Here is a 23,802-nt window from a genome sequence, read left to right on the forward strand (position 1 = left end):
TCCGATGGAAGTACGGCCTGCCATGACCGAGCGAGACGTCCTGGACGTGACCGGCAAGGTGCAGAATCCGCCGGACTTGCGCGCCGATTCGATGGAAGGCTGGAGCGAGATCGGCGAGGGATGGGCCGACGCTGCGTTCTCGCTCGGCCTCGACACCTCGCCGTTCTTCACGGGCATGCGCGGCAGCGACGCGGTCGGGCTGGCGATCGCCATCCAGTGCGCCGACGTCAAGGCGCGCGACATCGCGAAGGCCGACCTGAACCTCTGGCGCCATGCCGGCCAGACGAAGCGCCTCGTGACGCCAGGTCAGCACTGGCTCGCCCGTCTGCTGGCGCGGCGCCCGAACACCGTCCACACCTGGGGCGAGTTCTGGCGCATGGTGGTGCTCCACCTGGACCTCGCGCAGAACGCGTTCATCCTCAAGCGCATCGCCCGTGACGGGACCGTGCTCGAACTGCTGCCGCTGATGCCGGCGCGGGTGCGGCCCTGGGTGACCCAGGAGGGCGAGCTGTTCTATCAGGTCCACGCCGGCACGCTGTTCGAGCAGGCGCAGCTGGGCGCACCCTTCCTGATGGTGCCGGCGAGCCGCATGATCCACTTGCGGGGCCGGATGTGGGACGGCCTGAACGGCCTGTCGAACCGCGTGCTCGGCCACCCCACCTTCGTGCTGCTGAAGGCGATCAGCGACTATCAGACCCATCTGTTCGCGTCCGACGGCAAGTTGCCGATGGCCTTCGTCACGAAGGAGAGCTTCCCGGGCGACCAGTCCGATGCCGCGTTCCGGCGGCTGAAGGAGCAGATCACGATCCGTTACCGCCGCATGATGGCGGGTGGAGATCCGCTCCTCCTCGAGAACGGCATCGAGCCCAAGCCGCTCGGCACCAATGCGAACGATGCGCTGGCGACACAGACGTACAACCAGCAGATCCTGCGGGTTTGCGGGTTCATGATGACCCCGCCACACAAGATATTCGCGCTGGAAAGCGTGAAGTACGACAACATGAGCCACGCAGATGACCAGTATGCGAACGACTGTCTCGTTCCGCTGGCCGGGATGATCGAAGAGCGGCTGCGGAACGACCTCCTGACCGAGGAGGAATGGGATACGCTGTGGCCGGAGTTCGACCGGGAGTCGATCCTCGCCGGCGATCGCGTGTCGATGAACGCGCGCATCGAGATGGGCGTGAAGAACGGGCTCATGACCGTCAACGAGGGTCGGGCGCGGCTCTCGCTCAACCCCATCGCCGGCGGGAACGTGCGCCTCGTGCCGGTGACTATGGCCCTCTACGACCAGGCCGGCACCCTCGTGTCGCACGCGGCCGAGGGGCAGGCCGATCCCGGCACCGGCACCGACGCGCAGGCCGGCGGGAATCAGGCGGCCGCACGAGGCCTGCGCCTCGTCTCCGGAGAATGAGCATGGCTGGCGACAATCTGGTCTCGGTCGACGAATTCCTGTCGGCCCGCAAGGCGTTCGTGAAGGGCGCCGGCACGCTGATGAAGGCGACCCGGGCGCCGTCGTCCTGGAATTCGGCCGCGCGCACCGCCCGCTTCGTGATGTCGGCCGAGGTGGAGGACCGCGACCGCGACATCGTCGTGCAGGCGGGCCTCGACGTCGACTCGTTCATGCAGAACCCGGTCGCTCCGTTCTCCCATGCCTCCTACGACTTCCCGGTCGGCACGTGGTCGGACGTCGAGAAGCTCCTGACCGGCCGGCCGAAGCGCACCGAGGGGACGCTGACCCTCGTCGAAGGCGACGAGGTGGCCGATCGGCTCGCCACGCACATCGCGGCCGGGTCGATCCGCGCCTGTTCCATCGGCTTCATGCCGAAGACGATCCAGCGCCGGAAACTGCCGGAGGATGCCGACAGCTACGCGTGGCTCGGCTACCTCATCCTGGAAGCCGAGCTCCTCGAATGCTCGCCGTGCAGCATCCCCGCCAACCCGTCGGCGCTCGCGAAATCGGCCGCCAAGGGCGACGTGCTGGCGCGCGAGATCATCGAGCAGGTGCTCGACGAGTGGACCGTTGAGAACGGTCTCGTCGTGCCGCGCACGGTGTTCGAGCGCGCGCACGCCGCGGCCACGCGCGATCGCCGGTCGCTGCTCGTGACGCGCATCGCCGAGAAGGTGGCGGCGGCGCTGCCCGGCGCCATGGGCGAGCCGGACGGCGACGAGGGCGAGACCGAGGCCGTCACCGGCATCGATGTCGAGATCCCGCTCAACATCACCGTCAACATCACGCAGAGCGGCACGACCGGAGACGCGGTGGCGACCACCGGTGCCGAAGATGAGGACGACGAGACGGATGACGCCGCGGCCGCGACCGTGGGACAGACCCGCTCCATGATCCGCCGCGCACTCGACCGGCTCATGGGGAAGGCGCAGGCGCCCGTGCCGCCCGCAGCGCCGGCCGACCCGCCCGGCCCGCAGGGGCGTGCCGAGCGCCTGGACGAGGCCCAGAAGGTCTATGACGGCCTGAAGCTGGCACAGCGCCGGCACGAGGCGATGCAGCGGTTCGCGGCGGCCAAGAGCCGGATCGGCAAGGCGGCCTGACCAGTCTCCGGCGCAGAGCCGAGATCGCGCGCCCCGGCGACTGCGGGGCATCCCGGCGCGTCACGCGCCTCCATCACAGCACCGAACGAAGGAGACGGGCATGACGCTCGACCAGCTCCGGGCATCCCTGCGCGAGAAGCACGGGGCGCTCGACGCGTTGCACGCGAAGGCTTTCGCCGAGGGCTCCGCGCCCGAGGATCTCACGGCCCTCGAGGCCGGCCTGAAGGACGTCGAGGACGTCGAGCGGAAGATCGACCTCGCCGAGCGCGCCGAGGCCGCCCGCGCCAAGGCGGCCAAGCCCGCCGACGCCCCGGTCGTGAATCCGACCGCGCTGGCGCCCGCGGAGGTCGCCCGCAAGCTCACGCCGAAGGAGAAGGTCTCGATCCTGATCAAGGCCGCGGCCCGTTCCAAGATGAGCGGCGGCATGGTCAACACGATGCAGGCGATCGACGAGGCCGGCTTTCCGGACCTCGCCAAAGACGTCGACGCGGCGACCCGCAAGGCCCTGAACCAGGGCGTCTCGACGGACGGCGGCGTGCTCATCCCGACCGTGCTGTCCGCCGAGTTCATCCCGCTGCTGCGGCAGCAGTCGGTGATCCTCTCGTCGGGCCCGCGCATAATCCCGCTGCCGCGCGGCAACCTGACGATCCCCGGCATGGCCTCGGGCGCGACCGCGGCCTACGTCGGCGAGACGCAGCCGATTCCGACCAGCCAGCCCACCTTCAAGTCGGTGACGCTGAACCTCAAGAAGCTGGCCGGCATCGTCCCGGTGTCGAACGAGCTCATCGTGGACTCGACGTTCGCGATCGACACGATGGTGGCGGACGATCTCGTCTACGAGATCAACAACACCGGTGACTCGCAGATGCTGCGCGGCGTCGGCTCGTCCACGGCCCCGACCGGGCTGCTCAACCTGATCCCGTCCGGCCAGAAGACCGCCGCCTACGCGCTCACCGGCACGCTGGCGGCCGACATCCAGGGCATCATCGCGTCGCTCACGAGCGCGAAGACGCGGATGCGGACGAATCTCGTGCCGCCCATCAAGCCGACCTGGGTGATGTCGCCGCGCACGGCGGGGTACCTGTCCGCGCTCGTCGGCCCGAACTCCAACTTCATCTTCCCGAGCATCCAGGGCGACGAGCCGACGCTCATGAACCTGCCGGTGAAGGTGTCGACGCACGTGCCCGACAATCTCGGCACCGGCACCAACGAGTCGGAGATCTACCTCATCGACTTCGGCCACGTGTACGTGGGCGAGGGCACCCAGATCGTCATCACGACGTCCATGGAGGCCACCGTCGTCGTCGCCTCGACGCCGGTGTCCGCCTTCCAGAACGACCTCACGCTCGTGCGCGGCATCGTCCGCCACGACATCGACCTGCGCTACCTGCAGGCCGTCGAGGTCATCACCGGCGTGAAGTGGCAGTAGCCGGCCGCCCCTGACGGCCGGCGCGGCACTGCACCGGCCGTCACCGACCCGATTCCTCCGATCGAAAGACGATAGCCATGAAGGTGGTCAAGGAGACCGGCCTCGTGCCGGTGACGTTCGATGTTCCGTGGGGCCCCTATCACCCCGGCGACACCGGCGGCGTGAAGCCGGGCGACGTCGCGCCGATCCTCGCGGGCCGCTTCGGCGTCCTCGCGGCGATCCCGGAGGGCGTCGAGACGGTCGACATGGAGGACGCCGACGTCCTCGCGACGCTCGCCGCCCCGCCGCGCGCGAGCAAGCAGGAGGCGGCCATGGAGCGGCAGGCGTCGGTCGAGATCCCCGACGACTGGCGCGCCCAGCACCACCTGCAGCGCCTGCGCATCGCCTCGCAGATCAAGGGCGCCAACGTGCCGTCGGTCGAACTGGCCGACCGGACGATCGAGGACGAGCTCGCGCGGCGCGGCCGCGGCGCGACCGTGTTCCAGCGTGGCGTCGCCAACCGCGGCAACCCCGAGAACCAGGGCGACGGCGGGCCGAGCATCCCGCCGAGCGGCGGGCCCATCCCGGCCTGACCCGTGGCCGACGACGAGCAGGGCGGCACGGCCGCCCCGGGCACGGCCGAGACGAGCGTCCCGGCCATGCCTGCGAGGCCTGCGCAGCGCACGCCGAAAGTGGCCCGGCGCCATCCCGACAAGATGGTTCGCCCGGCGGCCAAGCCGCCCTATCCGACGAAGTGAGCCATGGATCTGCGCCGCATCTCCGCGCCGTTGACGCGACAGCAGAAGCTGACCGTCGTGACGCTGGACCAAGTCAAGCAGCAGGAGCGCGTCCTGCACGATGAAGAGGACGCGTTCATCGTCGACAAGATCGAAGCGGCTTACGACTACCTGTCGGGACCCGAGGGCTGGACGAACGGATACTGCCTTCTCGCCGAGCAGTTCGAGATGTACGTGCCCGAGGTCGCATGCCGGCTCATCCTGCCGGTGCGGCCACTCATCGAGGAAGGCTTGACCCTTGATGCGTGGGATGCCGGCAGTGGAATCTACCGGCCGGTGCCATCGAACGCGTTCGCGCTGACGTCGAGCGACGGCTGCGGCTGCATCGTCGGCTTGGATCGCTCCGTCTTCCGGCGAGCGTTCGGACAGCCCTACCCGCGCGCCTACCGGATCCGGTTCACGGCCGGCGTCACCGATCCCGCGGCCGTGCCCTCGCCCCTCAAGGAGGCGATCAAGCTCCTGGCCGCGCACTGGTATCAGAACCGCGAGGCGTCGCTGGTCGAGCGGACGGCGACACAGACGTCGCGGAAGATCGACTACGGCGTGGAGAAGCTGGCGGGTCGCTACCGCTTCAGCTTCGACCACTCCTGAGGCGCCCATGGCCGGCGCAGGATCCCTCGACCGCCTCGTGACGATCCGGCGGCGCCCGCAGGTCGGCACGACCTCCCGGGGGCCCTACGAGGACGCGTTCAAGACCTGGGGTTCGTTCCGCGCGCTGTCGGTGCGCGAGGCGATCGAGGCGGGCCGCGTCCAGAACATTGAGAACGGCACGCTCATGGTGCGCAACGGCCCCGAGACCCGCACCATCACGGTCGCCGATCGCGTGATGATCCAGGGCCGCGATTTCGCGATCGAGGGCGTCGGCGTGCCGGATATCCGCACCGGCCTGATCATGCTGGCGGTCGCCTCGGGGCTCGGCGGACAGTGATGGACATCACCGCGACCTTCGGCGCCATCGGCCAGGGCTACTCGGCCCTCAGCCTCGCCCCCGCCGCGCAGGCCTTTCGGAGCGCGCCGGGCGTGCTCGGCGCGCTGAACCTCGTCGACACCATCGCCGGCGTCGTCGGGGTCGAGCGCCTCACCGGGCAACTCGCGAAGTACGCGGTGAAGCTGGCGCTGCGCTCGGATCGCGCCGCCGAGCAGGCCGCCGCCGAGATGGTCGAGGCGATGCGCGCCCGGGTTCCGCAGGACACCGGCCTGCTGCTCAATGGCATCACCTGGCGCAAGGAGGGGCGCACCATCACGGTCGAGGCCTCCGCGCTCCGCGGCGCCTACAACTATGCGCTCGCGGTCGAGGCCGGGCACCACGCGGGCGGCCACGCCGACACGGATTACTTCGCGCGCGAGGACCACGGCGCGCTGCGACGGCGGCCGCACCACGAGACCGACGTCCCGGGCCAGCCGTATTTCTGGATCTCCGCCCGCGAGGGGCTCGCGCAGCTCAGGGGCACCATGGATCGCGCCGCGGGCGACGCGGCGCAAGAGGAAGGGCTGTGACATGGCACGGGTGAAAGTGAGCCGCGACGTGACGGTGCGGGCGACCGACACCGGAAACGTCCACTACGCGGCTGGCTTCGAGGGCCGGGTTCCGAAGGCTCACGCCGAGCGCATCGAGGCGGTCAAGGCCGGCGAATGGCTCGACAAGGCTGAGGCCCGGGACGGCGAGGACGAGGACCGGGGCGGTGACGCCTGAGATCGCCTTGCTGGACGCCCTCACGGCCATCCTCGTCGCCGATCCGACGCTCGCCGGGATCATCAGCGGCCGGGTCTACGACGAGGTGCCGGCCGAGGGCGCTCCGCAGGATCTGCCGCCGTACGTCTACATGGGCCCGATGAACCGCCGGCGCGTGATCCTGGACTGCTGCCCGGTCTGGACGGTGCGGGCGCGGATCTACGCCATCTCGATCGACTTCGGGCGCCGGCAGGCCTGGGAGATCATCGAGGCCGTCGCCCAGGCGCTCGACCTGAAGGACGCGCCCGCCATCACGCTGGCATCTCCCTACGTGATCCAGCAGCCGTTGCAGGTCGAGCAGGGCGGCGACGTGTTCGACCCGACGCTGCCGCGCTCTGTGTTCCTCGACGTCTCCACCACCATCGCCCGCGCGGCGTGAGCAGAAGGACCGCCCACCGATGACCTCGCCGACCCTTCTCCCGGGCAACCGCTTCCGGGCCTACCGCTCCGCGGGCGGCACGCCGGAGGTGTTCAACTTCGTCTGCATCGCGCAGACGATCGGCGTGACGCGCACCAACGAGTTCGAGGACGCGACGGTGCCGGACTGCGACACCCCGCTGTCCATCCCCAACCGCAAGAGCGTGCTGCGCTCGCGGGCGTGGAGCGCGCGCATCTCGGGAATCGTAGACGCGAAGCGGTTCGCGGCCATCCGCCAGGATGCCGAGAGCGAGACGCCGGTGCGCTACCAGTTCATGGTCGACCAAACCGCCGCCAACGGCGGCGGGACCTGGACCGGGGCCATCTTCATCGAGAGCCTGGAGGTCACCAAGAACAACAACGGCATGGTGAACTTCACGGCGCAAATGCGCGGCGACGACGTGCTGGTCTGGGCCGACGCGGCATGAGCCAGGTCGACACCAGCCGCTGCTACGTCGACGCCGACTTCGCCGGGCAGCGTCGGCGGTTCGTTCTGCGCATCGGCGAGATCGCGGAACTGGAGCGCCTCACCGGCTCCGGCATCGGCGCGGTCTTCATGCGGATCGGGGCGCACCAGTTCACCAGCCGCGATGTCTGGGACACGATCCGGCTCGGTCTTGAGGGCGGCGGCATGGATCCCATGGAGGCCACGGCCCTGTGCCTCCGGTACCACCCGCCGGCTTACCCGCTGATGACCTTCATCCCGCTCGCCGGCCAGATCGTGGCGGCCGCGGTCAACGGATTGCCCGACCTGGGAAAAGCCGAGGCGGAGGGGAGCGAGGCCGGCCCGGCGACCTCTCCGTCTTCTACGGAGCCGGGGCGGTCCTCGGGTGGACGCCGCAGGAGATCGACAAGATGACCCTCCCGGCGTTCCACGCTGGGATCGACGGCTTCCTGGCCGCGCACGCCGCGCCACGCGCGGTGGACGTCACCGAGGATGAGTACGCACGGATCCTGGCCGAGGAGATGGCGGCGGGACGGGCGTAGGGCGCTACCAGTGGCAGGCCTCTCGGATCGGCCTCAGCGCCTCCTTGAGCCCTGAGAGATTGAAAGTCGCTTCCGTCGTTCCAAACACGGTCTCCTCCACTCTGATAAAAAATTCCTGCCCTTCAGAAATTTTTTTCAAGAAAGGAACTGATTCCACGGATTTCCACAGTCCAACTCCCGTATTGTCTTCTGCGGAAATCCAGCGCCTGTTTTTAACAGCATCCTGTTTATCAATTCGGTAACTGACCGTTGGCGCGTGTCCCGCGACGAGTTCGCCCGGTACACGGAACGTGAACGTGGTGACTCCGGCCGTACACCCGACGGTCAGGTATCCTATCTTGGTAACGATTTCCGGGCGGCGCGGTTTTGCGAGCGCCGTATTGATCGCCGGCTCGATAACCCCGATCGTCACCGTTCCGTCGAGCTTGTCGACCTCGCGCTGAAGCATCCAGCGCGTTTCGCCGTTCGGCGCAGCCCCTGCCGCGCCCGCCAGTATCAGTCCGGCAAACGCACCGGCGAGCGCGCGCCGCCGCACCTGAGTGGGATTCATGGCCGAACCGCTTACCCTCCAGTTCCAGGCCGACACCTCGCGCGCGCAGAGCGCGATGGCAAGCCTTGCCGCGTCCGTCGTCGGCAACATGGCGTCGGTCGGGGCGGCCATGGCCGGCGGCGCCGCGAACACCAACTCGCTCGGCCAGACGCTGAGCGGCCTCGCTCAGAACGCCAGCCGGGCCGCGGCAGCGGTCGCCAGCGACGTGAAGAACATCTCGAGCGCGACCGTGAGCGCCGCTTCACGCGAAGGCGCCACGCTTGAAGGCATCGTGCGCGGGTTCACGACTGCGGCCGCATCCTCGAACACGGCTCAGCAGGCGGTGCGCTCGGGTGTCGCCGGCACCACGACGGCGATCGCGACGCTCGCCCAGCAGATCCCTTCGCTGACCACGCTGCTCGGCGCGTTCCTCGCGTTCGAGGCGGCGAAGCTGGTCTTCGCCTCGGTCGCGGCCTCGATCGATGAGGCCCGCCAGCACATCGAGTCCTACGTCAAGATCTTCCGCGACGCTGAGAATGCCGGCGTCGGCACGGACTTCTTCCAGCGCGCAACGCTCAATGCGGAAAAGCTGGGCTTGAAGGTCGATCAGGTCGCCCAAGCGCTCGCTAACGCGCGCGCCGCCTCGGAGGTGAAGATCGGCGAGGGCAAGGACGGCTCGAACACGTCCGCCATCGACAACCGGCTCGAACAGAACGTCCGGGCGGGAAACCTCAGCGCGGCCGACAAAGCCACCTTCGACGCTGCGACCTCGCAGGAAGAGCGCGTTCGCGCCGTCCTTAACCTGATCGAGAAGCTTCAGACGGAGAGCCGCAACCTCGCGGCCTACGACCTCGCCGGCAAGTTCTTCGGCGCGGATTTCGAGCGCCAGCTCCGCAACGGTGTCGATCTCGTCGGAGAACTGCGGCGCGCGCTCGACTCGACGTCCGAAACGGCGGGCGGCCAGCGCATCATCACCCCCGACATGATCGAGCGCGGCAACCAGCTCGATGCGAAACTGAAGGACATCGCCAACACCTTCGCCTCAGCCCTGGCGCCGATCGAGCGGGACATCGCCAACGCGGCGCTCGACACCTACGACGCTTTTCTGAAGGTCGAGGAGGTGGTCGCCCGGGTAGTCAAGATCGCCTCCGATCTCTACGTCGCGGTGCGCGACACGGTCGGCGCCGCGAAGGACTTGGTCAACCAGATCCCCTACATCGGGAAGATCCTGACCGCCGGGAACGTCGTGACGGCCGCCAAGGCGATCGGTCAGGCCACGGGCATCATCGGCCCCGATGAGCAGGGCCCGCCGGCCCCCGTCAATGTGCGGGTCCGTCCTCGGGGCTCGGATCGCTCGAACGTCCTGCCCTCGCTGCGGCCGAGCCGAGGCGGAGGCAGTGGCGCCGAAAGCCTCGACGCGGTCGAGACGCTCATCAACCAGCTCGAGAAGGCCCGCGACACCGCGAAGGCGGAACTCGACAACGTCGGGAAGACGAACGTCGAGCGCGAGAAGGCGGTGGCGCTCGCCAAGGCCGAGGCCGCCGCCCGCGAGGACGTGAAGAAGGGCAACCGCACCGATCCGGCGCTCGACGTGGATGAGAAGAACCGCGTCCTGGCCGCGGCCGAGGCGATGCAGAAGTACAAGGACGCGACGGCCGATGCGCAGCAGCAGCTGCGGCAGGCCGCGGAGGCGACGCGCTTCTTTGGGGACATGGCGGCCAACAGCCTCGCGGATGCCATCCTCGAGGGGAAGTCCTTTGGCGACATCCTGTCGAACCTGGAGAAGCAGATCGCCCGATCGGCGCTGAACGCGGTGTTCACGGGGACCGGGCCGCTCGCCGGGCTGTTCGGAACGGCCCCCGCCGCGAGCGCCGGCACGAACGCGGTGGGCGGACTGTTCGGCGCCTTCACGAACCTCTTCCGCGCGAACGGCGGCGACGTTCAGGCGGGCCAAGCCTACACCGTGGGCGAGGTGGGCCGGGAGCTCTTCATCCCGAACCAGAGCGGCCGGATGGTTCCGATCGATCGCGGATCCGGCGGCTACGGGGCCAGCACCGTGGACAACCGCCGCAGCTTCGTGATCGATGCCCGAGGCGCGCAGCAGGGCGTGGCGCAGCAGATCACCACAGCGCTCGCGGCCTACGACGCCAACCTGCGCCAGAACGCCCACACCTATGTGCAGGAGTCGAACGCCAACTTCCGGCGGCGGGGCTGACCGGTGGCGATCTTCGACGCCGCTGCGATAGCCGCGCAGTCGGGCGCGACCGTGCGCGGGGCCGTCCTCGTCGAACTCGCCTTCGCGTCGGGCTCGAAGCGGCTGCACGGCGGCCTCGGCGACCTCGCGGCCGGCGGGCAGGTCTGGCAGGGCATCGGCGCGCTCGCCGCGATCGGCGTCATCCAGCAGTCGACCGGCGGGACCGCCCCGTCGGTCACGTTCACGCTCTCGGGCACCGATCCCGCCATCATCCAGGACGTGATGTCGGCGGCGACCGAGGTGAAGGGCCAGCCGTGCCGGGTCTACCTCCAATACTTCGACGAGCAGCTGGCGCCGCTCGGCAATTCGTATCGCCTCTACACCGGCACGATGGACCGGCTGACGCACCGCATGGTGTCGGTCGATGCCTGGACGGCCGAGTTGACGGCGGTCAGCCGCTTCGCGCGGCGCGGCCTGCCGCCCTTCGGGACCTATTCGGAGAGCGACCAGCAGCAGCGGTACCCGGGCGACCACGGGCTCTACCTGATGCCGGCCATGCAGGCGAGGATCCGCGCGTGGAACCCGGTCAAGACCTGACCGCCTTCGTGCGCCGCATGGCTGCCGAGCCCTTCGCCTGGGGCGCGACCGATTGCGGCTGCATGATGGGGCTGTGGTGCGTGGCGCGCGCCGGCATTGATCCCGCTGCGCCGCTCCGCGGTCGCTACAGCACGGCGCGAGGCGCTCGGCGCGCGATCGCGCGGCTCGGCGGCTTCGTGGCGGCCGGGCGAACGCTGATGGGCGCCGCCGGCTTCGCGGAGACCGGCGCGCCGCGCGCCGGCGATGCCGGCCTCGTCGAGCACCCGATCGTCGGCCCGGCCTTCGCCGTGCACGTCGGCATCGGCTGGGCAGTCAAGAGTGAGCGCGGGTTGGCGCTCGGCGACTGGCCCGTTCTCGTGGCCTGGGCCGTCGCCTGATGCCGGTCGCCATCGGGATCGCGATCCTCGGCGCCGTCGGCGTCAGCGAGGGCGTTGCGGTCGGCGTCGGCATCGCCGGCGTCTCGCTCGCCACCATCGTCGGATCGACCGCGATCATCGGGGCCGGGGCGGCGCTGAACGTGCTCGGGCAGGCGCTGCAATCGCAGAAGCGCAACCCGGAGAACATCACCGTCAAGCAGCCGATCGGGCCGCGCCGGCGCGGGCACGGCCAATGCAAGCTCGGGGGCTACATCTTCTTCTTCGACGTCGTGAACGGCGTCATGGTCCGCGGCACGCTCCACTGCGATGGCCCGATCGCGGAGGTGCTGGAAGTCTGGTTCGACGACGTGATGACGGGCGTCGGACCGACGACGACCGCCGACGCCCTGGTCATTCCCGATGCCCGCTTCCGCGGCACCGCCCTGATCGAGCGGCACCTCGGCACCGTTCCGCAGGCCGCCTCGGGCTTCCTGCTGACCTCGGGCTCGCCGGATCCCTGGACCGCGGCCATGCGGCTGGACGGCATCGCCTACACGGTCGGGAAGTTCGGCGCGGTCAAGCACGGGGACCTGATCTATCCCGGCGGCGCGCCGACCATCCGCATCGTCGCCCGCATGGTGCCGGTCTACGACCCGCGCGACGCCACCCAGGATCCGAACAACCCGGCCACCTGGAAGCAGACCGGCAACGCGGCGCTGAACTTGCTCGACTACATCACCCACCCGACCGGCCTCGGCATCCCGATCGCGGACGTCCTGCTGTCGACCTTCGCCGACCTCGCGGACGTCAGCGACGAGCCGGTGGCGCTGCGCCAGGGCGGCGTCGAGCCGCGATACCGGTGCTGGGGCACCTACGACTACGACGAGGAGCGGGCCGACGTGCTCGCCCGCTACACCGCGGCCTGCGACGCCCGTCTCTACGAGGATGCGGACGGCAAGGTGGCGGTGCGCGGCGGCCGCTGGATTCCGCCGACGGTCACCATCACGCCCGACATGATCCTCGGGTGGGACGCCATCGAGGTCGGGGACAAGGCGCTCGCGACCGTCAACCGGATCAAGTGGACGTACACCAGCCCGCTCAACGACTACCAGCAGATCGAGGGCCAGCCCTGGGACGACGAGGACGCGCAGGCGCTGTCCGGCGTCCTGCCGACCGACAAGGTGTTTCGCAACTGCCCCTCGCACGCGCAGGGCCGGCGCCTTGCCAAGATCGCCCTGCATCGGCTCGCCCCGCGCTTCAAGATCACGGGCCTGCGCCTCAACTCCCGGGGCCTGCGGGTCTTCGGCGAGGACGTGGTGAACCTGAAGATTCCGGTGTTCGGCATCGACACGACGGTCGCCGTCGAGAACGGGCGCCTCGCCGGCAGCTTCGCGGACCAGCTCACGGTTGACGTCTACGAGTTTACCGCCGCCGCCTATGCCTGGTCGCCGGCGATCGAGGAGGGCACGACGCCGCTCGCGCTCGGCGCCTACGCGCCGGCGCCGATCCCGACGCCGAGCAACCCCGCCTACACCGTCCAGCGCGTCGAGGCGGGCGGTGTGGTGACCGGGCTCTATGCCCTGTGGAGCGCCGACCCCGTCGCCGGCCGCACCGACCTGACCCTCGTGGGTGAGTACCGCGTCGTGGGCGACGCGGAGTGGCGCGCGCTGGGTTACCAGGGCAGCCAGCCGATCACCGATGCGCTCAACGAGGCCACCGCCTACGAGGCGCGGTTCGCCTGGACCGACCAGACCTCGATCAGCGCATTCAGCGCCGCGGTTCCGTTCACGGTCGCGGCCGACACGACCCCGCCCGGCCCACCGACGGCCGCCACAGCGACCGGGGCCAGCGGCCGGATCGACTTCGGCTTCACGGCCCCGAACAGCGCCAATGTGGGCGCCGTCGTCGTCTACGTCGGTACCACCACGACCTTCGCCGCCGCCTCCGCGGTGGCGAGCTACGCGATCGGCGCCAACCAAGCGATCACCGGCAGCTACAGCGGCCCGACCCCGCCGCTGTCGCCCGGTGACGATCAGGTGTGGTTCCGCGCCCTCAACCGCAGCGGCCTCGGCGACGCCTCGTCGACGGTGGGGCCGCTGCCCGTCACGGTGACCTGATGCCGCTCGCGTGGCCCTCCGCGCTCATCCCGTCGTCCGAGAACTGGCGGCCGCACGGCGGCACGCGCACCGGCGGGCAGGCGCTGGACGGGTCCGAGCAGCTGGTCGCGTCGCCCTCGATGCGGTGGATGGCGACGCTCACCATCCCCTGCCACACCAAGGCGCGAATCCTGGCGGCGCGCCGGGTGATCGCCTATGGTCGGGCGCAGACGTGGCTCGTCGGCCCCTGGGAGTACAGCCGCGTGCCGTGGGCAACGGACGCCTACGGGCGCCTGATCACCCCGGACCTGCTGCGCCGGCCGAGCCTCGACGGCACGCCGTTCGCGGACGCCGGCGCGACCGCCATCGCCGATACGCTGGTGCCCGCGACGGTCGCGAGCGCCGCCGCCCTCAACGCCACCACGCTGACGCTGGCCCGCACTCTCGGCACGGTGTTCCGCGACCCCGACGTCGTGTCGACGACCCTCGGCGACCTCGAACCCGGCATGCTGTTCGGAATCGCCGGTCGCCTGCATGCCATCGTCGAGGTCGGCGGTGCGACGGTGTCGTTCCGGCCGTGGCTGCGCGCCGCCGCGCCGGCCGGGACGCCAGTCGACCTCGTCTCGCCCCAGTGCACGATGCGGCTCGCCAGCGACGACACCGGCCCGCTCGAACTGCAGCTGTCGCGGTTCGGGACGATCACCCTGGACCTGATCGAGGCTTCCTGATGTCCGACAGTCCTTACGGCCTCGCCTTCCCTGGCATCGCTCCGCTGTTCTATCTCGACTTCGTCATCACGCGCGATGATGACTGGCATGACTTGCTGCCGCAATTCCTGATCGGTGGGCAGCCCTTCGACATCTCCAGCATGTCGATCGACATGTGGGTGCGCCCGGCGTTCGACTTCCCCGGCGCGCCGATGCTCCATTTGCAAAACGTCGCCGCGCCCGCCGAGGGCATCCGGTACGATTCGGCGCCGGATGCCCTGATGACGATCCACGTGTCGCGGGCGACGGTGATTGCCAACCTCCCGATCGGCACGTGGACGCAATTCGCCGTCCTGAGCGATCCGGCCAGCACCTACGGCTGGACCACCCGCGAGGTCTGGCGCGGAAGCCTCGTCGTCCAGCCTGGCCGCATCGGCTGACACCGCAACTCAGGGACAGTTCGGATGACCATTGCCTCTGCTCGCCCCTCTCAGGGCGTCGAGATCGCATGGCCGCGCCCGGTCGACATGCGCCTGTTCGCCGGCATCGTGCAGTACCGCGTCCGCGGGACTGCGACCTGGATCAACATCTTCAACCTGGCCGATCTGCAGGGCGTCAATGAGGCGATCGTCCTCGGCGCGCTGCAGGCGCACGGCTTCACGGTCGATGCCAACGGGAATCTGCACCTGACCGATGCGGAAGGGCGGATCACGACGCTGAGCGCGGCGCTGACTGCTGAAGCCAACGCCCGCGGTGCCGCCGACGATGGGCTCTCGGGCCGGATCACGACGCTGAGCGCGGCGCTGACTGCTGAAGCCAACGCCCGCGGTGCCGCCGACAACGAGCTTGCGGGCCGGATCACCGACGAGGCCACCGCGCGGGGCGACGCGATCACCCGAGAGGCCGGCGATCGCAACACCGCCGATGGTAGGCTGTCCGACCGCATCGACGCCGAAGTGCAGGCCCGCGCGATCGCGGACACCGCGCTCAGCACCCGGATCGACGCTCAGACCAACGTGCGCGGGATCCCCGGCACCGTCTACCGAGTCGCGATCACGGACCTCAAGGGCTACGCGGTCAGCGTCGAGTATCTGCGCGGCTCCCCGGTGCTGCCGGGCGCCGTCTATGCGAGCGTCATCACGGATGCCCGGGGCTACGCGCGCGACATCACCCGCCGCGTCGAGCAGGTGCCCGGCCCGGTCTACGCCGAGGTCGTCACCGATGAGCGCGGCTATGCCAGGAGCGTCGACCGGGTCGACGGCGCCGACCCTCGCCCGCTGCCGCGGTTCGACACCGGGCTATTGCACATCATCGGCGACGGGCAATCGCTGTCCCGCGGTGTCAACGGTGGCATCCCCGTCACCACCACGGCGCCGGCCCGGACATACCGCTTCAATGGCGGAGACCGGGCGGACGACGGCGGCGGCACCAGCGCGCAGAACCACGCCTCGCTGGTGCCCTTCGTCGCGACCGTCAACAGCAAGGGCGAGGGCGAGACGCCCAACGGCGGCACGGCGATCAGCCTGGCGCAGCTGATGGCCGCTGCTGGGATGGACCTCGCGGCGCGCGGGCAATCCATTCTCATGTCCGCGCCTGGCCAGTCCGGGCAGGCCATCGCGGCGCTGTCCTCGGGCGGTCCGTACTGGCAGCGCATGCTTGACGACATCACCTACGGCTACGCCGCCGCGGCGGCGCTCGGGCTCACCTACAGCCTGCCGTTCATGACTTGGACGCAGGGTGAGACCGACATCCTGCAGGGCACGACCCGCGACCAGTACAAGGCGCTCCTCAGGCAGCTGCGGACGGACGTTCACAGGCACCTTGAGACCACCGTGCCGCGCTCGGAGCGGCTGGTGTGCATCACCTATCAGGTCGGCACCCACGATTATTACGGGCGCCCGCCGGACATCGCCCTCGCGCAGCTGGACCTCGGCACCGAGGACGACAGCGACTTCGTCTGCGCCTGCCCGATGTACCTCGCCGCGTACACCGGCGACGTCCACCCGGACGCTGCTTCGCTCAAGAGGATCGGCGGCTATTACGGTAAGGCTGCGGACTATCTGCGGCGTGGCGACTTGTTCCGGCCAGTATATCCGCTCTTCGCGGAACGGCAGCGCAACGTCGTCGCCCTGAAATTCCACGTGCCGGTGGCGCCGCTCGTCCTAGACACGTCCGAGGTGACCGACCCGAACGGGGCCTTTGGTTTCGAGATCTACGATCCGGCCGCCAACGCCAACATCCCGATCACGGCGGTGCGCGTCGTCGCCGGCCGCACGGTCGAACTCGTCGGCAACCGGACGATCCCACCCAATGCCCGCGCCCGCTACGCCTACACGCCGCCCGCCGGGTTCGTCCCCTACGGTAGCAGTGGCACGCCCGGCTATACACCGCTCTATAAGAACATCGGCGCGCGCGGCTGTCTGAGGGACAGTGATCCGTATGTCTTCGAGCCGTCCGGCTTGAACGTCCGGCTCTACAATTATTGCGTCATCTTCGACAGGGAGATCATCTGATGGGCGTGCGGATCATCGATCGCGGCGCTGATTACAGCACGCTGGGTCGCGGCTTTTTCGGAATGGGCGATTATCTCGACCCGAACCAGATGGCGATGCTCTACCTGTTCGGCACGGCCATGCCGGACAACTACCTCGGCGATCGCTGGGACTACTCTCTGAACGATCGCGCGCTGTCGATCCGGAGCGGCGGCGCGCTTGCCCGAGATTTCGTGCAGAACGGGTATTACACGACGCCACTCAAGGCCGGCACGCTCGGGTCGGCCTTCACACTCTTCGCGCTGATCTACCGTGTGCAAGGTCCGCGTGGCGCCAACAACACCAATAGTCTTTACGTCACAAACTACCCGAACGCCAACGCGATGTCGATCGGTGCCGACAAGGGCACTGTCAACAACAATGGGTACTACTATTCGTTGTTTAATAATAACTTGGTGACGGTACCGATGACGGCGAACACCGGCGCGGGCTGGGAACTGCTGATCGGGACCTGCAACGGCGGCGGCGTCATCGACACCTACATCCGGCGGCCAAGCGGCGACAACGCACACACGGCGGGAAGCGGCACGATCGGCGCGGCGTCATCCGCCCCGCTCCTGATCGGCTCAAGCGGCGATCTCACGGGATTCCCGCCCGGGGACGCGATCGGCGCCGCGGGCGCCTACAGCCGGTATTTCGGCAGCCAGGACGTCGAGAACCTCTATCAGGGTTTGCGGCGGTTTGGGTCGGACTGGAGCGTGTGGGCCCTCTGACGCCCGCGGGCCATCCCGGAGCCTGACGCCATGCCGCGCATCGCCCGCAGCGACAAGCCGCTCTATCAGACGATCGGAGACCCGATCGCGTGGCCGATCCGGATCACCGGCCCGAGCGGCGCCCCGCTCGACCTCACCGGCGCCTCGGCGGTCTGCGTGCTGCACGGCGGTGGCCGCGACCGAGTGCTTATGGTCGGGACGCTTGGCCCGGACGGCTACGTGCGCCCGAGCGGGAGCGCCGCGCTCTCGGCGGACGTGCCCCTCGGCGCGCTGTCCCAGCTTCGCCTCACCCTCACCGACAGCCAGGGCGTCGTCACCCGCTACGTCTGGCCGGTGATCGGGGAAATTCCGTGAGCAGCACCGCCGCCGTCGCGACGCAGACGGTCGCGGTCGCCACAATCGAGACGCCCCGCGGGGTATCGGCGGCGGTCGCGGTGGAGCAGCTGCCGGTGGCCATCGCCGCGGCCGAGCAGGGGGTCGCGGGTCCGCCCGGCCCCGCTGGCGCGGTCAGCGATCTCACCTTCACGGCGCCGAGTCCCTTGAGCGGCCACCGGGCGGTCTGCTGCCGTCCGGACGGATCGCTCGCCTACGCGTCGGCCGACGATGCCGCGAGCGTCGAGACCTACGCAGGCGTCACCACCGGCGCCGCGGCCGCCGGAGCGCCGATCGCGGTCCGGTCCGCGGGCGAGCTCGTCGAGCCGTCCTGGTCCTGGAGCGTCGGCGCCGTCTACCTCGGCCTCGCCGGTGCCCTGGTGCAGCCGGAGCCGGTCACCGGTGCGCTCCTCGTGATCGGGATCGCGCTGTCCCCCACTCGGCTGCTCCTCGACCCCGAGCCGCCGATCTACCGCGGCTGACCGCCGCCCACTCCCCCGGAGACGATGATGGCTGCCCCGTATTTCCTGCAGCGGCTCGGCCGCGGCTTCACGATGGTCTATGCGACCGTGACCGGCGGCGTCCCGAACGCCAACAAGATCGTGGCGACGGGCTCCGCGGGCACGCTCGACCCGACCCTGTTCCCCGCCGGCATCGGCCAGGACATCGCCAACTATCCGACGAGCGAGGCCCTGGCCGCCGGGGCTCAGGTCAACCTCTACAACAACAGCGGCACGCTCACGGCCCGCAACGCCGACGCCAGCGCCGCGAACGGCGGCAAGCAGTCGGACGGATTCGTGCTCTCCGCCGTGACGTCCGGCGGGACGGCCGCGGTCTACCGCAACGGCGGGCTCAACACCGGCGTCACCGGACTCACACCGGGCTCCGACTACTGGCTCGGCACGGGTGGCGCGGTCACCGCGACGCAGAACACCACGGCCGGCCAGACCGACCAGTACATCGGCAAGGCGTCGGCAGCCGGCGTGCTCGACCAGCTGCCGCCGCAGATCGCGGTTGCGGTCAACTGAGGCGGCGGCCATGGCGATCCCCCTCAAGCGCCAGGGTCGCGGGTTCGCGACCTTCGGGAGCGGCGACACCCTGCCGGTTGCGAACGGCGGCACGGGCGCGACCACGGCCGCGACGGCAGCCACGGCCCTCGGGCTCGGCACCAGCAGCGCGGTCACTCATGCCAGCCTGTCGCTCACGGGGGCGTTCAGCGGCACGACGGTCGATGCATCCGGGTACATCCACGCCAACGGCGCGGAGATCGCCGTGGCTCGCAGCGCCTCGCAAGGCGGCGTGTATCTCAAGCCCGGCGGCAATGGCGGCTATATCGAGGGCTGGCGCCCGACCGCCCAATCGGCCCGCGACTGGTACATCGGAAATTCTGACGGCACATACGCGTATTTCTCAGCGGAGAACGGATGCGCCTGGAATTTCGTAGGCAGTTTGCGCCCGCGGGTTAACGGCAATCTGGTCGTCTCGCAGACCGATGCGATGACGCTCGCCGCCTATACGGTGGCAACTCTTCCGGCCGGCAGTGTCGGAACCCTCGTCTACGCGAGCAACGGCCGCAAGGGCACCGAGACGGCCGGAAACGGCACGGGCGTGATCGCCTATTTCTCCGGCGGCGCATGGCGCCGTCTTTCCGATGACACGGCGGTGGCAGCATGAGCGCTTTCTACCTCTACGAGTTCCTGTATCGCAGCTGGGCGCTGGGCGCGGGAAAGTCAGACGCCTACCACGTCATCCTGGCGCAGGACGTCGCGATGCCGGGCCAGGACCACCCGCACACCGTCGTCGGCCCGCCGATGACGCCCGAGCAGGCCGAGGCGGCCGGCTACCCGCTGCCCGACCTCCTCTCCGCGATCAACGCGGCCGCGATGGCCGAGCGCGATGCCCTGCGCCAGCAGCTCGCCGCCGTCACGGCTGAGCGCGACGCACTGCGGGCCGCAGCGTCGTCCGGCGAGGCCTCGGAGGCCAACCCAAACCCCTGATTTGCATCAGGACCTCAAGCCGGAGAAAGATCATGGACCCCACCGTGCCGCCCGGCGCGGCCTTTCTGCTCGCCTTCATTGCCGCGAGGGAGGCCCCGAAGGGCTATGACACCGTCTTCGCGAACCGCATGGCGAAGATGCCGAAGCCGCTCACCAGCATGACGGTGGCAGAGGTCATCGCGCAGGGGCCTTGGCGGACTAGCAACTTCGGGTCCTCGGCCTGCGGGCGGTTCCAATTCATGACCGCCACGCTGCAGGGCCTCGTCAAGGAGGTCGGCCTAACGGGCGGCGAGCGGTTCGAGCCCGACCTTCAGGACCGGCTTGCCTTCCACCTCCTGAAGCGCCGCGGCTACGTGGACTTCGCGGCCGGGCGGTGCACGCTCGCGGGGTTCGGCCTCGGGCTCGCGAAGGAGTGGGCGAGCTTCCCGGTGCTGGCGGACTGCCAGGGCGCTCACAGGCCCGTGAAGCGCGGACAGAGCTTCTACGCGGGTGATGGCCTCAACAAGGCGCTCGTCTCCGCGGACGACGTCGAGAAGGCGTTGCTGCAGGTCGAACGTATCAATGCCGGCGCAGCGTCGACGTTGGCATCGCCTGTGCCCGCGAGCCCGATCCCTCCCGTGGCGGTGAACACCGGCAAGCCAGACCTGAAGCCCGTCCTCGAGGCGCAGGTGCGGGTGACCGAGGCCGCGGTCCCGCCGCCCTCTGCAACCTCATCGCCGCAGTCCACCGGGCTGCTGGCCGGCATCCTGGCGCGCCTGCGGGCGCAGTGGCCCATCAAGGGAGCGTGACATGGCCGGCGGCATCATTGGCAGCATCCTGACCGGTGGCATCTCCGCGGTCCTGCCCGACATCACCTCGACTCTAAAGATCGTGCTCGAGCGGGTGATCCCTGACCCAGCGGCCCGGGATCAGGCGGCGCAGCAGCTTGCGCAGCTGATGGCCGATCGCGAGAAGGCCATCCTCGACTACGCCGCCAAGGAAGCCGAGCAGCAGGCGGCGATTAACCTTCAGGAGGCGCAGAGCCCCAGCTGGTTCGTGGCCGGTTGGCGCCCGGCCTGCGCCTGGATCTGCGTGTTCGGCTTCGCCTACTCGTTCATCCTGGCGCCGATCATGACGTGGGTCTCCGCCATCGTCGGCACCGCGATCGGCGTGGCCTTCCCCGTTCCGCCGACCCTCGACAATGGTTCGCTCACGACGCTGCTGCTCGGGATGCTCGGCTTGGGCGGCCTCAGGGCGGCCGAGAAGATCAACGGCGTGGGGGCGGCGAACATGTCGGCGCCGCTGCCAGGGGCCGGCACCCTGCCCAGGCCCCGGCTGGTCGCCTCGCGCTGATCCGTGCCGCCCGCAGGAAACCCCTCTGTGCTCGACACCGCGCTCGCGAAGCTCGTCGATCAGGGCGTTATCGGGATCATGGTGGTCCTGCTGCTGCTCGGGGTCATCTACCTGCAGAAGCGCCGGGACAGCGAGGCCGAAGCGAGGCTGAAGGAGACGCGCGAGACGCTCGTGACGGCGGCGGAGACCAACCGAATCCTCCAGGGGATCAAAGAGACGCTCGCCGCCGTCGCCCAATCGCAGACCTTCCTGACGGCCACCGTCCAGACGATCGACGCCAACGCGAGGAGTGCGCTCAGCAGCCAGACCGAGCGCGATCAGCGCGTCGAGCGCATGATCGAGGCCAACGGCGAGATCATCCGGGACATCAACACCGCCGCGCGAGAGAACCAAGCCCTGCTCAAGCGGGCGCTCGATGTGGTTGACGGCAGGGGGCGCTGATTGTGGGAGCGCTTCAGGCCATGTGGAACATCATCACCGGGCGATCGTCCGAGCGTGCCGCGCAGCAGGCGCTCGTGAGCCAAGCCCTTCGTGCCGAGCGTGCGAAGACTCTGGCGCAGATCAACGACATCGAGATGCAGGCCGAACAACTCGCTGGGGTCGATGCTCTGATGATGAAGCATCTCGCGAGGACGATGGAGCTTGCCGGCCGGAGAAAGAGGGGCAGGGCCTGATGGGCTTGTTTCGACGACGTGCGGTGATGGCGGCGTTCGTCATTGTCCTTCTCTACATTGGACTCGTGCGTGTCACCCCAATCAAGCCGCGTGGCGACGGGCTGCGCGCCGTGTTCCTCATCCTCTCGGGCTGGGGGATGTTCGCCTACTGGAGGCCGTTCCGGCGAGCCATGGCGATAGAGGGGTGGCCGACAGGGCCGTACCTCTACGCCGTGATGATCTTCCTGTTCTGCCTCGCCAGCAACCTGAACGCTAGCATCGGGCTTTTCTGGCGCCTCGCCGGGCAGCCGCCCTACCTTGTCAACAACGCGATCTTCGACTTCTGGGTGGTCCTTGCTTCCCTAGCGCTCGTCATCGCCGTGACCGTTCCGGACCTATTCGGCAAGGACGTTCCACCGCGTGACAAGCTGCAGCTCGGCTCGGTGTGGCTCGTGATGCTGGTAGTGGTACTCTATCTGAGCCTGATCCGCCCAGACCTCTCGGGCCTCGCGGAGTGGATGCGCCCCTGGCTCGACAGCGGCTACGACTACACCTTCGACGACACCAAGATCTACGACGTGCAGCCTTAGAGAAAAGACTCAATCAGCTTGATCGTGCGAAGGGCCGCTGAGGGTGGGTGAGAGGCCCTCGCTACTGCGGCCGGAACCGGACGGTCAAGCCAGCCGCGGTTGGTCTGGTTTGGGTGCGCCTTTAGCAGACTGCCTCTTCTGACTGCTTTCTACCCGAAACAGACAGGCGGGGACGCAGCGGGCGGGAGACGAACGATCGGCCGTGGCCTGCCCTGTGGTGGTGTTCGTGCAGGCCACGGCCGATGCGTGACATGGGTCAGTGCCAACTAAGCGGCAGAGGGCCACAGAATGGAAGTGGCCGGATCGAGGACACCATCTGGGCCTGGGTCGATTCGCGAAAGCCGCTGTCTCGACCGCAAACACCCGGCAGTGGGCCACACAAATACCGAAGGCGGTCACCTTAAGCGTGCAAGGTCTGTTTCCTACCTGGTGCGAACGCCTCACCCGCGCACGAACGGTCGGTTCACAGAACCCCATAGCATGGAACGCGTTATAGCCCATGCCGTAAGTCCTCGGAAGCATCCAAGCGCGGCACCGTGGCGGTGCTCAGTCTATGGCCAGTAGAAAGGCCCTCGCCCGGTCGCGCGGATCTACTGCATTGATCTATCCGTCAGAGCCGGTCGGAGGCATGGCAAAAAGAGGCCGGCTCGGGTTGGGTGAACCCGGCCGGCGCTCAGTCCGAGGGAGGAAACATGCAACAATCTGCACCATCTACCCAGCCAATCGCCGCTCGCCCCAGGGCGTTCCGCCCGTACGATCACTAGGGGACTCTACGGTGGAACACGGCCCTGCCCCAAACGCGAACGAGCCCGCTTTCACACTTTGAACCGCTCGCGCCCTGCCAGGGCGTTCAGGTCCTCGCAGCTAGCCCGGGCTAGGCCGTACTCGACGAAGCGCCAGAAGCATCACGCGGTGCGGGCGGCGATCCTGCTGGCGAGGCCCGGGTAGCCGGCGGCCGCAAGCGATCTGCCTATGTGAATGCGGAAAGATGCACGCATCGTCATGCCCACCTACCGTGAAGCACCTCGACCCCACCACCTTGCTCTCCGAAGCGAACCGCCGTGCCGCCTCCACGCGGCAGCGCCTCGCCTACCACTCGCTGAGCATGGGCGTGTCGCGGGAGTGCATGTCCCGCTCCAAGGAGGCGCTGGCGGTCTCCCGCGAGCTGCTGCAGCAGCCGCTCTATGACGTCTTCACCGGGCGGCTGATCAACAAGCGGTAGG

At 69.0% G+C, this 23,802-nt stretch carries 32 protein-coding genes; 31 read left to right on the forward strand and 1 reads right to left on the reverse strand.

Annotated features, from left to right (window positions below; genetic code table 11):
* Positions 1-22: 22 nt before the first annotated feature.
* From ACW9J6_RS32620 to ACW9J6_RS32675, 12 genes are all read left to right on the forward strand, one after another.
* Positions 23-1,414, forward strand: a complete 1,392-nt coding sequence (locus tag ACW9J6_RS32620) for a phage portal protein (protein ID WP_457120489.1) — start codon at positions 23-25, stop codon at positions 1,412-1,414.
* Positions 1,415-1,416: 2 nt separating this feature from the next.
* Entirely contained in the window at positions 1,417-2,550 is a 1,134-nt protein-coding gene (locus ACW9J6_RS32625; RefSeq protein WP_457120490.1) for an HK97 family phage prohead protease, read from the forward strand.
* A gap of 100 nt (positions 2,551-2,650) precedes the next feature.
* A complete protein-coding gene (locus tag ACW9J6_RS32630) occupies positions 2,651-3,979 on the forward strand; it encodes a phage major capsid protein (RefSeq protein ID WP_457120491.1) in 1,329 nt (442 codons plus the stop codon).
* Positions 3,980-4,056: 77 nt separating this feature from the next.
* Positions 4,057-4,551 (forward strand): hypothetical protein, encoded by a 495-nt coding sequence (locus ACW9J6_RS32635; protein WP_457120492.1) that lies wholly within the window; start codon positions 4,057-4,059, stop codon positions 4,549-4,551.
* 168 nt (positions 4,552-4,719) lie between these two features.
* Positions 4,720-5,346: a head-tail connector protein gene (locus ACW9J6_RS32640; protein ID WP_457120493.1), complete on the forward strand. Its 627-nt coding sequence runs from the start codon at positions 4,720-4,722 to the stop codon at positions 5,344-5,346.
* A 7-nt stretch (positions 5,347-5,353) separates the two neighbouring features.
* Positions 5,354-5,683, forward strand: coding sequence for a phage head completion protein (locus ACW9J6_RS32645; RefSeq protein WP_457120494.1), 330 nt, complete (start codon positions 5,354-5,356; stop codon positions 5,681-5,683).
* A complete protein-coding gene (locus tag ACW9J6_RS32650; protein WP_457120495.1) occupies positions 5,683-6,252 on the forward strand; it encodes an HK97 gp10 family phage protein in 570 nt (189 codons plus the stop codon). Before ACW9J6_RS32645 ends, ACW9J6_RS32650 begins: the two co-directional genes overlap by 1 nt.
* 1 nt (position 6,253) lies before the next feature.
* Positions 6,254-6,448, forward strand: a complete 195-nt coding sequence (locus tag ACW9J6_RS32655; RefSeq protein WP_457120496.1) for a hypothetical protein — start codon at positions 6,254-6,256, stop codon at positions 6,446-6,448.
* Positions 6,438-6,866 (forward strand): DUF3168 domain-containing protein, encoded by a 429-nt coding sequence (locus ACW9J6_RS32660; protein WP_457120497.1) that lies wholly within the window; start codon positions 6,438-6,440, stop codon positions 6,864-6,866. The genes ACW9J6_RS32655 and ACW9J6_RS32660 overlap by 11 nt, the downstream gene beginning before the upstream one ends.
* Positions 6,867-6,885: 19 nt before the next feature.
* Positions 6,886-7,332, forward strand: a complete 447-nt coding sequence (locus ACW9J6_RS32665; protein WP_457120498.1) for a phage tail tube protein — start codon at positions 6,886-6,888, stop codon at positions 7,330-7,332.
* Positions 7,329-7,763: a gene transfer agent family protein gene (locus ACW9J6_RS32670; RefSeq protein WP_457120499.1), complete on the forward strand. Its 435-nt coding sequence runs from the start codon at positions 7,329-7,331 to the stop codon at positions 7,761-7,763. The genes ACW9J6_RS32665 and ACW9J6_RS32670 overlap by 4 nt, the downstream gene beginning before the upstream one ends.
* Positions 7,760-7,891 (forward strand): hypothetical protein, encoded by a 132-nt coding sequence (locus ACW9J6_RS32675; protein ID WP_457120500.1) that lies wholly within the window; start codon positions 7,760-7,762, stop codon positions 7,889-7,891. Before ACW9J6_RS32670 ends, ACW9J6_RS32675 begins: the two co-directional genes overlap by 4 nt.
* Positions 7,892-7,895: 4 nt before the next feature.
* Here the strand turns inward: ACW9J6_RS32675 and ACW9J6_RS32680 are convergent, their stop codons facing one another.
* A complete protein-coding gene (locus tag ACW9J6_RS32680; protein WP_457120501.1) occupies positions 7,896-8,441 on the reverse strand; it encodes a type VI secretion system-associated protein TagO in 546 nt (181 codons plus the stop codon).
* On the opposite strand from ACW9J6_RS32680, the gene ACW9J6_RS32685 reads away from it, so the two are divergent.
* From ACW9J6_RS32685 to ACW9J6_RS32775, 19 genes are all read left to right on the forward strand, one after another.
* Entirely contained in the window at positions 8,440-10,635 is a 2,196-nt protein-coding gene (locus ACW9J6_RS32685) for a hypothetical protein (RefSeq protein WP_457120502.1), read from the forward strand. The genes ACW9J6_RS32680 and ACW9J6_RS32685 overlap by 2 nt on opposite strands.
* Positions 10,636-10,638: 3 nt before the next feature.
* Positions 10,639-11,211, forward strand: coding sequence for a hypothetical protein (locus ACW9J6_RS32690; protein ID WP_457120503.1), 573 nt, complete (start codon positions 10,639-10,641; stop codon positions 11,209-11,211).
* Positions 11,190-11,588: a DUF6950 family protein gene (locus ACW9J6_RS32695; protein WP_457120504.1), complete on the forward strand. Its 399-nt coding sequence runs from the start codon at positions 11,190-11,192 to the stop codon at positions 11,586-11,588. Before ACW9J6_RS32690 ends, ACW9J6_RS32695 begins: the two co-directional genes overlap by 22 nt.
* Positions 11,588-13,684 carry a hypothetical protein gene (locus tag ACW9J6_RS32700; protein WP_457120505.1) on the forward strand — a complete coding sequence of 699 codons (2,097 nt, stop codon included), beginning with the start codon at positions 11,588-11,590 and terminating at the stop codon, positions 13,682-13,684. Before ACW9J6_RS32695 ends, ACW9J6_RS32700 begins: the two co-directional genes overlap by 1 nt.
* On the forward strand, positions 13,684-14,391 hold the full coding sequence (locus ACW9J6_RS32705) for a hypothetical protein (RefSeq protein WP_457120506.1): 708 nt from the start codon (positions 13,684-13,686) through the stop codon (positions 14,389-14,391). The genes ACW9J6_RS32700 and ACW9J6_RS32705 overlap by 1 nt, the downstream gene beginning before the upstream one ends.
* On the forward strand, positions 14,391-14,810 hold the full coding sequence (locus tag ACW9J6_RS32710) for a hypothetical protein (RefSeq protein ID WP_457120507.1): 420 nt from the start codon (positions 14,391-14,393) through the stop codon (positions 14,808-14,810). Before ACW9J6_RS32705 ends, ACW9J6_RS32710 begins: the two co-directional genes overlap by 1 nt.
* Positions 14,811-14,834: 24 nt before the next feature.
* Entirely contained in the window at positions 14,835-16,883 is a 2,049-nt protein-coding gene (locus ACW9J6_RS32715) for a hypothetical protein (protein ID WP_457120508.1), read from the forward strand.
* On the forward strand, positions 16,883-17,635 hold the full coding sequence (locus ACW9J6_RS32720) for a hypothetical protein (protein ID WP_457120509.1): 753 nt from the start codon (positions 16,883-16,885) through the stop codon (positions 17,633-17,635). Before ACW9J6_RS32715 ends, ACW9J6_RS32720 begins: the two co-directional genes overlap by 1 nt.
* Before the next feature lie 30 nt (positions 17,636-17,665).
* Positions 17,666-17,989, forward strand: coding sequence for a hypothetical protein (locus tag ACW9J6_RS32725; protein WP_457120510.1), 324 nt, complete (start codon positions 17,666-17,668; stop codon positions 17,987-17,989).
* Positions 17,986-18,489, forward strand: a complete 504-nt coding sequence (locus ACW9J6_RS32730) for a hypothetical protein (protein WP_457120511.1) — start codon at positions 17,986-17,988, stop codon at positions 18,487-18,489. Before ACW9J6_RS32725 ends, ACW9J6_RS32730 begins: the two co-directional genes overlap by 4 nt.
* Before the next feature lie 27 nt (positions 18,490-18,516).
* A complete protein-coding gene (locus ACW9J6_RS32735; RefSeq protein ID WP_457120512.1) occupies positions 18,517-19,035 on the forward strand; it encodes a hypothetical protein in 519 nt (172 codons plus the stop codon).
* Between the two features lie 10 nt (positions 19,036-19,045).
* On the forward strand, positions 19,046-19,681 hold the full coding sequence (locus ACW9J6_RS32740) for a hypothetical protein (RefSeq protein ID WP_457120513.1): 636 nt from the start codon (positions 19,046-19,048) through the stop codon (positions 19,679-19,681).
* Positions 19,678-20,004 carry a hypothetical protein gene (locus ACW9J6_RS32745; RefSeq protein ID WP_457120514.1) on the forward strand — a complete coding sequence of 109 codons (327 nt, stop codon included), beginning with the start codon at positions 19,678-19,680 and terminating at the stop codon, positions 20,002-20,004. The genes ACW9J6_RS32740 and ACW9J6_RS32745 overlap by 4 nt, the downstream gene beginning before the upstream one ends.
* Positions 20,005-20,036: 32 nt before the next feature.
* Positions 20,037-20,792, forward strand: a complete 756-nt coding sequence (locus ACW9J6_RS32750; RefSeq protein ID WP_457120515.1) for a hypothetical protein — start codon at positions 20,037-20,039, stop codon at positions 20,790-20,792.
* A 1-nt stretch (position 20,793) separates the two neighbouring features.
* A complete protein-coding gene (locus tag ACW9J6_RS32755; protein WP_457120516.1) occupies positions 20,794-21,336 on the forward strand; it encodes a 3TM-type holin in 543 nt (180 codons plus the stop codon).
* A gap of 27 nt (positions 21,337-21,363) precedes the next feature.
* The gene (locus tag ACW9J6_RS32760) at positions 21,364-21,777 is read left to right on the forward strand and encodes a hypothetical protein (protein ID WP_457120517.1); all 414 of its coding nucleotides are present in this window, start codon (positions 21,364-21,366) and stop codon (positions 21,775-21,777) included.
* Between the two features lie 20 nt (positions 21,778-21,797).
* Positions 21,798-22,010, forward strand: a complete 213-nt coding sequence (locus ACW9J6_RS32765) for a hypothetical protein (protein ID WP_457120518.1) — start codon at positions 21,798-21,800, stop codon at positions 22,008-22,010.
* A gap of 26 nt (positions 22,011-22,036) precedes the next feature.
* Positions 22,037-22,579, forward strand: a complete 543-nt coding sequence (locus ACW9J6_RS32770) for a hypothetical protein (RefSeq protein ID WP_457120519.1) — start codon at positions 22,037-22,039, stop codon at positions 22,577-22,579.
* 1,039 nt (positions 22,580-23,618) lie between these two features.
* Positions 23,619-23,801 carry a hypothetical protein gene (locus ACW9J6_RS32775; protein WP_457120520.1) on the forward strand — a complete coding sequence of 61 codons (183 nt, stop codon included), beginning with the start codon at positions 23,619-23,621 and terminating at the stop codon, positions 23,799-23,801.
* Position 23,802 lies beyond the last annotated feature (1 nt).

It is taken from the genome of Methylobacterium sp. JK268 (assembly GCF_054052225.1).